This window comes from Umezawaea sp. NPDC059074 (genome assembly GCF_042738955.1).
GTDB lineage: Bacteria > Actinomycetota > Actinomycetes > Mycobacteriales > Pseudonocardiaceae > Umezawaea.
In genome coordinates this window covers 34,018-43,185 of the sequence record NZ_JBHYHC010000076.1, presented here as the reverse complement: position 1 = coordinate 43,185, position 9,168 = coordinate 34,018, and the positions used below count along the sequence as shown (strand labels likewise).

8 protein-coding genes are annotated in these 9,168 nt (G+C 70.0%); 5 read left to right on the top strand and 3 right to left on the bottom strand.

The window, feature by feature from the left end; translation table 11 throughout:
* Nucleotides 1–165 precede the first annotated feature (165 nt).
* The gene (locus tag ACFWW9_RS29295) at nucleotides 166–951 is read right to left on the bottom strand and encodes a helix-turn-helix domain-containing protein (RefSeq protein WP_390384519.1); all 786 of its coding nucleotides are present in this window, start codon (nucleotides 949–951) and stop codon (nucleotides 166–168) included.
* Nucleotides 952–1,085: 134 nt separating this feature from the next.
* On the opposite strand from ACFWW9_RS29295, the gene ACFWW9_RS29290 reads away from it, so the two are divergent.
* Together ACFWW9_RS29290 and ACFWW9_RS29285 are read left to right on the top strand one after the other, a co-directional pair.
* The gene (locus tag ACFWW9_RS29290; RefSeq protein ID WP_390384517.1) at nucleotides 1,086–1,430 is read left to right on the top strand and encodes a hypothetical protein; all 345 of its coding nucleotides are present in this window, start codon (nucleotides 1,086–1,088) and stop codon (nucleotides 1,428–1,430) included.
* A 4-nt stretch (nucleotides 1,431–1,434) separates the two neighbouring features.
* A complete protein-coding gene (locus ACFWW9_RS29285; RefSeq protein ID WP_390384515.1) occupies nucleotides 1,435–2,154 on the top strand; it encodes a hypothetical protein in 720 nt (239 codons plus the stop codon).
* Here ACFWW9_RS29285 and ACFWW9_RS29280 read toward each other — a convergent pair.
* The gene (locus ACFWW9_RS29280; RefSeq protein WP_390384513.1) at nucleotides 2,151–3,308 is read right to left on the bottom strand and encodes a winged helix DNA-binding domain-containing protein; all 1,158 of its coding nucleotides are present in this window, start codon (nucleotides 3,306–3,308) and stop codon (nucleotides 2,151–2,153) included. The two genes, ACFWW9_RS29285 and ACFWW9_RS29280, sit on opposite strands and share 4 nt — an antisense overlap.
* Before the next feature lie 52 nt (nucleotides 3,309–3,360).
* Nucleotides 3,361–3,834: a GNAT family N-acetyltransferase gene (locus ACFWW9_RS29275; RefSeq protein ID WP_390384511.1), complete on the bottom strand. Its 474-nt coding sequence runs from the start codon at nucleotides 3,832–3,834 to the stop codon at nucleotides 3,361–3,363.
* 67 nt (nucleotides 3,835–3,901) lie between these two features.
* Here ACFWW9_RS29275 and ACFWW9_RS29270 point away from each other — a divergent pair, with 67 nt between their 5' ends.
* The 3 genes from ACFWW9_RS29270 to ACFWW9_RS29260 all read left to right on the top strand — a co-directional run bounded on the left by ACFWW9_RS29270 (nucleotide 3,902) and on the right by ACFWW9_RS29260 (nucleotide 8,689).
* Complete coding sequence (locus ACFWW9_RS29270) at nucleotides 3,902–4,492, top strand: PadR family transcriptional regulator (protein ID WP_390384509.1); 591 nt, start codon at nucleotides 3,902–3,904, stop codon at nucleotides 4,490–4,492.
* Between the two features lie 553 nt (nucleotides 4,493–5,045).
* Entirely contained in the window at nucleotides 5,046–7,547 is a 2,502-nt protein-coding gene (locus ACFWW9_RS29265) for a DEAD/DEAH box helicase (RefSeq protein WP_390384523.1), read from the top strand.
* The gene (locus ACFWW9_RS29260) at nucleotides 7,544–8,689 is read left to right on the top strand and encodes an SWIM zinc finger family protein (RefSeq protein ID WP_390384507.1); all 1,146 of its coding nucleotides are present in this window, start codon (nucleotides 7,544–7,546) and stop codon (nucleotides 8,687–8,689) included. Before ACFWW9_RS29265 ends, ACFWW9_RS29260 begins: the two co-directional genes overlap by 4 nt.
* Nucleotides 8,690–9,168: the final 479 nt, after the last annotated feature.

Below are 9,168 nucleotides of genomic sequence, written 5' to 3'. Positions count from 1 at the left end.
GGGGTTTCCCCAGGCATCGTGGCTGAACCCCACGCCTACCAGGAGCTGAGCCCGACCGCCGCCATCGGCGACCGCCGGATGAACCCCCACCAACAGGTCATTGCCTCCCAACGTCAAGTGTCCGAAGTGGACGTCGTGAGCCTCCCCGGCTCACAAGGCCAGCGGTCAAGGCACCCCGTTGGCCACCCGGCCGAGCAGATCGCGCGACGCCTCCGCGCTGAGCGCCACCTCGGCGACCTGCTCCAAGGCCGCCCGGTACGTCGCGATGTGCTCCGGGTTCTCCAGGAACACATCGGCGACCAAGCTCTCCAGGTGGACCACCGCTCGGCCGTCCGGACCGTCGAGCACGGCGAACGACCCCGACACCCCGGCGGGGCTCCCCACCCCGGTCGGCACGATCCGCACCGCCGCGGGGCTGAGCAGCAGGTGCATGAGCTGGTCGTGCATCACCGCCTGCCCGCCCACCGGTCTGCGCAGCGCCTCCTCCTCGACGTAGAACGTGGCGTTGATCCGCGACAGCAGATCCCGCCCGTCGAACCACTGCCCGTCCGGCCGCAGCGCTCTCGCGTAGTCCGGTGTCCTCAGCAGTTCGGGCACACCCCCGCACTGGTAGTGCGTGATCCCCGCAGCTCTGGAGTGCTCCGCGGTCGCGGTGCGCCCTTCACCGTTGAACGGCTGGACCCACGCGTCCCTGTCCGAGTCGCGGCACAGTTGCACCAGTCGCGCGAACTCCGGGCCTTTCACCTTGCACAGCGCCAAGTACGCGGCGACGTCGGTGTCGGTCGCGCCCCGCACCCCCGTCTCCAGCTTGGACACCTTCCCCAGGCTCCAGCCGAGCTCCGCCGCGAGCGTGCCGCTCGGCCACCCCGCCGCCATCCGCTTGTCCCTGAGATCGCTGCCGAGCCTGCGACTCCGCGTCGTGGATTCGCGCCTCGGCTCCTGTTCGGACATTCCGCCCCCCTTCTCGTGGCTCGAGTGGACTGTAGGGGCAGGTACCGACAAAAACCCTGTCCTCGCAGGTAGATCGCTCGATGGGAGGACCTACGGCGTTTGTGTGACCACTGGGACTGGGATGTCATAGACGCGTGAGCATGGATTCGTTGGCGGAGCTGGTGAGGCGCGGCTTCTACTTCCAGGCGGTGCCGGACGAGCAGGGGGAGGTCGAGGTCGTCGTGGGGTCATACGGCTGGCACGGTTACTACGACCGGATCCACGTGTGGGGTGAGGACGAGGCGGTGGCCGCGCGGGAGCTGAGCGACCACCGGCCGTTCAGCGGCGCCGTGGTGTGGAGCTACGAGGGGAGTGCGGCCGACACCGCGAGGGCGTTGCTCGACCTGCCGAATCCCGGTGAACCCGGTGCGCCGACGCTGGCCAAGGCCGGCCCGTCCAGCCTGTGGTTGCCGCTGCTGTCGAAGCGGAGGCGACAATGATCGAGTGCTGCCCCAGGAACGTCTCACCGCCCGAGTCGTCGAGTTGTGCCGTGCCGACACCAGGTTCGACGCCGTGCTGCGGTACGGGTCGTTCGCGCAGGGGAGCGGTGACGAGCACAGCGACATCGAGTTCTGGATCTTCTCCGAGGTGGAGATCGACGCGGCCGAGTGGTGTGCGCGGATCGCGCCCATCACCCATCACGTGCGCAACGAGTTCGGCGCCGATGTGGTGTTCTTCCACGGGTTGGTGCGCGGCGAGTTCCACTTCGCCAAGGACGTCGCGGAAGTGGCGAAGTGGCCCGCCCGCAGTGCCGCCGTGGACGACATGGTCGTCGTCGATCGCCGTGGCGCGTTGCGCACCGCGTTGGAGTCGGTTCCCGAACGTCCCGAGTTGCCCGAGGCGGGTGAGCTGTGCGGTCGATTCGCGAACTGGCTGATCCTGGCGCACCACGTCTCGGCCAGGGGAGAGGCGTTTCGCGCGGCCGACGCGATGGCGCACGTCCGGCGGCACCTGCTGTGGATGGCACGGCTGAGCGTCGGCGCGACCGACCACTGGCTGACTCCGTCCCGGCTCGCGGAGTGGGACCTGCCGCCGGACCTGGTGGCACGCCTGGACGTGACAACGCCTGCGGCGGCGTGGCGAGTCGGACGAGCGCTCTGGCTGGAACTGGGTTGTGCCGTGCCCGAACCGCTGTTCGCGGAGTTGGACGACGCGCTGTCCTAACGCGACAGCTCGCGCTCCAGGGGAGAGCGGAACCGCGGCTGCACACGCACGGCGCCGATCCAGCCAGCCAGGGTGGCTGCCTCGCGCGCGATGAGAGCTTCGGCCTCGGAGCCCACGTCCTCCAGGAGGCTCCAGACGATCTCGCCATCGGCTCGCTGCGTCCACGCTCCGACCACGCGACCGTCGCACCAGACCGTCGGTCCGGCGTTGCCCATGGTGTCGAACAGCCGCGGCACGTGGGCGGGGGAGAGGTACCAGTCGCGGTCGCGCCACCCCATGGTCGTCGAGTCGAGGCTGGGCAGCAGCGCCACCCACGGCTCGGGTTCCGCCACGGGAGCCGCGTCGCCCGGCACGACGTATCCGGTGCCCTCGTCCAGCGCGACCTCCTCCATGCCGGTCAGCGCCTTGCGGGTCGCCGTGAGCGACCACCCGGTCCACCACTTCAGGTCGGCCACCGTGGCGGGTCCGTAACAGGCGAGCCAGCGACGGGCGAGTTCCGCCTGGGCGTCGGCGATCGGCATCAGCGGCCACGGAGAGGAGGGGGTCCAGCGGAACTGGCTGCTGATCCACGACCCGCGCGGTCGCGCTCGGCGGATGAGGCCGTCGCAGGCGAGCATGCGGATGACGCGGCTGGAGACGTTCTGCTTGGCCTCGTAGGACTTGCCGGGGGAGACGACGACCTGCTCGCAGAGCGCCGGAACGTCCTGGCCGAGTTGGACGGCGGTCGCTTCGCCTCGGGCGCGCAACGCGTCCAGGACCTGGTCCTGCACGTCGGCGATGCGCCGCGCGTCCCAGCCAGCGCCGTCGCCGAGGTAGGTGACGAGCTTCGCGCGCTCGCGTGCCGCGATGGTGACGCCGGTGGAGCCGAACACCAGGGGAGCGAGGTCGGCGGGCACCACGAACATGGTGCGGCGCATGGCGAGCAGCCGGTGCAGCGTCACCTCGTCGTACAGGGCGCGTTCCACCTGCTCGTGCCCCGGCGTCCTCAGCCTGGCCGCGATGGAGAGGAAAACGGTGGCCGGATCGGTGGCGTGCACCGCGATGAGCGCGTCCGCGACCGCCTCGACGGAGTCCACGTGCAGCGAGGGCGCGAGGAGGTGGCGTACGCCGACACGGGCGCGGCGCTGGCGCACGTCGATCCGGGGAGGAGTCACTCGCCCATCCAATCATCCGTGATTATCTCTATAGCTTCAGTGTTGACTGAAATCAATTCTCTCGGAGCGAGAACGTCGCGATCACCTTGTCACCGACGTAAGACAACACAGCCCCACAAGCAACAAGCGCTCGGACCGCCGAGGTGTTCTCCGGTGTGGTGTCCGCGACGACCGTTCGCCAGCCTCGTTCGGTCGCGTGGTCGAGCACGGCGCGCAGGGCGTTCGCCCCGATGCCCTTGCCCCTGGTCGACGTGCCCAGCCACATGCCTGTCTCGGCGACACCTTCGTCCACCGTGGGGGTCAGGCGGATCATCCCGACCGTCCGGTCGTCCACGACGATCTCGTACATGGCCTCGTGGTGCAGTCGGTAGAACTGGCGGAACGCCTGCTGGCGGGCAGGTGACCACCCCGGTGGCTCGTCGACGGGCGGCATCACGTTCTCCTCGGTCGCCTCCACGACGGCGATGGCGAGCAGCCGCTCGATGCCGTCGGCGGTCAACGGGGCCAAGTGCAGGGAGTGGGGCATCAGGACATCGTGCCGGATGGATCTACGCTGGTCGCGACAAGGCATGGTGCGAACGAGTGGGACTTCGATGTCGGCGACACGGTTGTTGGTGCTCGGTGTGGTGCGCGGCTACGGCAGTGCGCACGGCTACCTCGTGGGCACCGACCTGGTGTCGTGGGGCGCGGACGAGTGGGCCAACGTCAAGTGGGGCTCGATCTACCACGCGCTCAAGCAGCTCACGAAGGAAGGCTGTCTGACGGAGTCGCTGGTGCCGCCCGCTCGGACGGACTACGCGCTGACGGAGAAGGGCGAGGTCGAGTACCTCAGGCTGCTGCGCGATTCGTTGAGGCTGCCCGACGTTCGCCCGGACATGCTCGGTGCCGGGCTGGCCCTGTTGCCCTCGCTGACCCGCGAGGAGGCGATCGGGCTGCTGAAGCAGCGGCTGGTCGTGCTGGAGGCGAAGCGCGACTCGGCCCGTGGCCTGCGGGAGTCGTGGGAGCGGCCGCCGCACGTGAAGGAGCTGTTCGGGTTGTGGGAGCACTCCGCGGCGGGGGACGTGTCGTGGACGCTGGGTCTGATCGGCCGGCTGGAGTCGGGTGACTACCCGATGATGGGAGAGCCTGACTCTCCCGGCCCCGCGGGGAGTTGGCACGACCCCGCGATGGGCCGTTATCCGTAGGGCATACCTGGTGGCGCTGATGGTGTTCTTTGTGTCTGGTGTTACTCAAGTTTGAGTAACCGGCTCCGGTGGGGCACACTCGTGGCCCCCGCGGTGGGAAGCGGGTGGTCGTGGAAGGCGGCTCGACATCGATTTTCGGCGTCTCACCCGATCCGGGGACGAATTCGGTGAGTCAGCTGGGGTGATGTGGCTTTGGTGTCGCTGATCAGGGTGAATCCGCTCAAGCCTCCAGGTGGGCTGGAGGCGGGGTTCGGGCTGATCGGCGGGAAGAACTGTCGGTGCTGTTTGGGATGGTGGCGACCGCGATGGAGCCGACGGTCGGCGTCGTCCGATTCTCGTGGGAGGGGCTCTAGTGGGACTGGAACGGTGCGCGGCGGTGTTCGAGGCGGCTGATCCGCCGAGGACGTCGACCGTGGCGTTCTACGGGGTGGACCTGCCGGAGGGGGAGTACGGCGAGTTGACGGTCGCGGACGCGGACGGGTGGGTGCGGACGGTGCCTACGGTGCGGGTCCCGGTGGCGGACGCGGTGCCGGTGCTGAGCCGGGCCCGTCGGATGGAGGGCGCGCATCCGGCGGCTTCCTTCTGGGGTTCGGCCGTGGTGGTGGCCATGCAGTTGGTGGCGCGAGGGCGGCTGATGCCGTCGGTGACGGAGGGCGAGTTCGACGCGTGGCGGGTCGGACCGCTGGAGACGATGGACGTCGAGGTGGTCCGGGCGTTGGCGGCCGCGATGCCGCCGCACGCGAGGGCGGTGCCGTTGCCGGGCCGCGATCCGGCGGAGTTGGCGGACGCCGAGGCGTTGGTGCGGGGGTTCATCGACGCGGTGGCGGACGGGATGCCGCGGGGTGCGGCGGCCGTGCACGCGGTGGGGGCGCCGGTGTTCGCGGCGGTGGCGCCGCAGAAGGTGCCGCACCTGAAGTCGTGGGCGGAACGGGGTGTGCGGATCTCGTTGCGGATCGAGGGTGACTTCGTGACGGGCAGGTTCCGGGCGGTGGTGCAGGTGCACAGCCTGGCGGATCCGTCGTTGGTGGTGGACGCGGACCGGTTGTGGGCGGATCGGGCTGCGGGAAGGGCTCGGTTGGACGCCGCGGTGGCGGTGCGGCGGGCGGCGCGGGCGTGGGCTCCGTTGGAGCAGCTGTTGAACGCGTCGGTGCCCGCCGAGGTCGAGTTGGGGGACGAGGACGTGGCGGACCTGCTGGTCCGGGGCGCGATCAGGCTCGCGGGCGTGGGGGTTGACCTGCACTGGCCGAAGGACCTGGTGCGGGACCTGACGTCGCGGGCGGTGGTGGACGGGCAGGCGCCGCCGTCGGATGTCCCGTCGTTCTTCGGGGGTGGGCGGCTGCTGGGGTTCGACTGGCAGTTGGCGTTGGGCGACGATCCGCTGACCGAGGCGGAGATGGATCAGCTGGCGGAGGCGCACCGGCCGGTGGTGCGGTTGCGCGACCAGTGGTTGCTGGTCGATCCGGAGCTGGCGAGGCGGGCGCGGGAGCGGTCGATCAAGCCGTTGACCGCGATCGACGCGTTGGGCGCGGTGCTGACGGGAACGGCCGAGGTCGACGGCGAGCTGGTGCCGGTGGCGGCGAGCGGTTGGTTGGACGCGTTGCGCGAGCGGATCGAGACGCCGGACGAGGGTGCGGAGGCGGTGGAGCAGCCGTCGGAGCTGCGGGCGACGTTGCGCGACTACCAGTTGCGCGGGCTGCGGTGGCTGGCGCGGATGACGTCGTTGGGGCTGGGCGGGTGTCTGGCCGACGACATGGGGTTGGGCAAGACGATCACGTTGATCGCGCTGCACCTGCACCGCGGTGGTGGGCCCGCGTTGGTGGTGTGCCCGGCGTCGTTGCTGGGGAACTGGGAGCGGGAGATCAGGAGGTTCGCCCCTGGTGTGCCGGTGCGGAGGTTCCACGGTGCGTCGCGGTCGGTGGAGGGGGTGGAGTCCGGGTTCGTGCTGACGACCTACGGCACGATGCGGTTGGACACCGCTCGGCTGGGTGAGGTCGAGTGGGACCTGCTGGTCGCTGACGAGGCTCAGCACGTGAAGAACCCTCGGTCGGGGACCGCGAAGGCGTTGCGGCGGATCCCGGCGCGGGCGCGGGTGGCGTTGACGGGTACTCCGGTGGAGAACAACCTGTCGGAGCTGTGGGCGATCCTGGACTGGACGACTCCGGGGCTGTTGGGGTCGTTGGCGTCGTTCCGGTCGCGGTGGGCGAAGCCGATCGAGGGGGACTCGGACGGTGAGGTCGCCGGGCGGTTGGGGCGGTTGGTGAAGCCGTTCCTGCTGCGCAGGCGCAAGTCGGATCCGGGTATCGCGCCGGAGTTGCCGCCGAAGACGGAGACGGACCAGCCGGTGGCGCTGACCCGTGAGCAGGCGGCGCTGTACGAGGCGACGGTGCGGGAGTTGATGGCGGAGATCGCCGCGGGTGGCAGCGACATGGCGCGGCGCGGGTTGATCGTGAAGATGCTGACCGGGCTGAAGCAGATCTGCAACCACCCGGCGCAGTACTTGAAGGAGGGCAGTCCGCGGCTGGCCGGGCGGTCGGGGAAGTTGGAGCTGCTCGACGAGCTGCTGGACACGATCCTGGCCGAGGACGGCGCGGTGCTGGTGTTCACCCAGTACGTGGCGATGGCTCGGTTGATCGAACGGCACCTGGCCGATCGGGGAGTGGCGACGCAGTTCCTGCACGGCGGGACACCGGTCGCGAAGCGGGAGGAACTGGTCCAGCGGTTCCAGGACGGGGAGGTGCCGGTGTTCCTGCTGTCGTTGAAGGCGGCGGGCACTGGGTTGAACCTGACTCGCGCGGATCATGTCGTGCACTACGACCGGTGGTGGAACCCGGCCGTGGAGGACCAGGCGACCGACCGCGCGTACCGGATCGGGCAGACCCGGCCGGTGCAGGTGCACCGGCTGATCGCCGAGGGAACGGTGGAGGACCGGATCGCGGAGATGTTGACGGCCAAGCGGCAGTTGGCGGACGCGGTGCTGGCCGGTGGCGAGGCCGCGTTGACGGAGCTGTCGGACGCCGAGCTGGCTGATCTGGTCGAGCTGAGGAGTGGGCGATGACCGATCGGGTTCGGGGGTATCCGGCGTTCCCCAAGGGGCCGAGGCGGGCTCGCACGTGGTGGGGGCGGGCGTGGTTGCAGGCGGTCGAGGACACGTCGCTCGACCTGGGGCAGTTGCGGTTGGGGCGGAAGTTCGCGGTGGCGGGCATCGTCGGGACGATCACGGTGAGTCCTGGCAGGTTGGCCGCGACGGTGTACGACACGGAGGACACCTATCAGACGTCCGTGCGGCTGACGCCCCTGACGGACGCCGAGTGGGGGAGGTTCCTCGCGCAGGTCGCGGCGAAGGCAGGGCACATCGCCGCCTTGATCGACGGGGACGTGCCGCACGACCTGGTGGCGGCGGCCGACGACGCGGGCGTGCAACTGCTGCCGGGGATCGGTGACCTGGATCCGGACTGCACGTGTCCCGGTTGGGAATTGCCGTGCAGGCACGCGGCGGCGTTGTGCAACCAGGCGTCGTGGTTGCTGGACGCGGACCCGTGGGTGCTGTTGCTGCTCCGGGGCCGTGAGCAGGAGGAGGTGTTGGCCGAGTTGCGGCTCAGCGACGATCGGGAGGCTCCCGCGGTGGGGGTCCTCGCGACGGAGGTGTTCGCCGCGCCTGTGCCACCGCTGCCCTTGCCGCCGCCGATCGTCGAGTTCGGACCGTTGCCGGTGTTCGATCCCGTGCCGGGTCTCGACGTGGAGGCGCTCGGCTGGCTGGTGGTCGACGCGGCGGCGCGGGCCAGGGAGGTGCTCGCGACGGGGGAGTCGCCGGTGCTCGACGAGTGGCACGACCGGGTCAGGATGGCGTTCACCGTCGCCGATCCACGGCTCACCGCCAGACTTGCCGCCGTCGGTCCCGGACTGCCTCGTGCGGTGCGGGCGTGGGGGTACGGCGGGTCGGCCGCGCTCACCGTGCTCGACACCGCGTGGACGCCGTCGAAGGCTGAGGTGGCGCGAGCGCGCCGGGCGTGGGAGGGCGAGGAACTGCCGACCGCGACGGTGTGGCGCAACCGGTGGACCGTCGAGGCCGAGGGGTTGCAGCTCCGCTTCGGCCGGGACGGTCGTTGGTATCCCTACCGCGAGGAGGGAGGTGATTGGTGGCCCGCAGGCCCGCCCGACCGTGATCCGGCGGCCGCGTTGTCCGAGCTCATGGCCTGAACCACCACACCTGTGGTACCACGCCTGTGGTGGTCCGAAGTGGACGGTTCCGAGAGGCCTCCGGCCGGGACTTGATCAATCCCGGTGGGGCCTGGAAGACCGGTTCAGAGACGGCGGTGGGCGCTGGCCGACGTCGGTGACGGCCGCGTTCGGGTACGGACTCGGAGTGGGGCAGCCGGTACCGCTGGGACAGTCCACAGTGGCCGTTGCTTCGGCGGTGAAGACAAGACCAGGGAAGGGGGAGAGGCGTTTGTGCGCTGACTGACGCAGAGAGATGCGGCTGTGGTCGTGCGGACAGCGGGGATGCTGGCCGGGCAAGTGCGGCGAGTTCGGCTGGGAGCCGGACCAGCTGGTCCGGATTGGCGTGGGCCAGGACTAGTTGATCTTGGATCGATGGGATAGGTCACCCGCTTTGAGTGGGTTCATGGTCGCCACCTCCGCTACGTGCTCGCGGGCGGAAGGGCTAGCGGGGCCTGGTT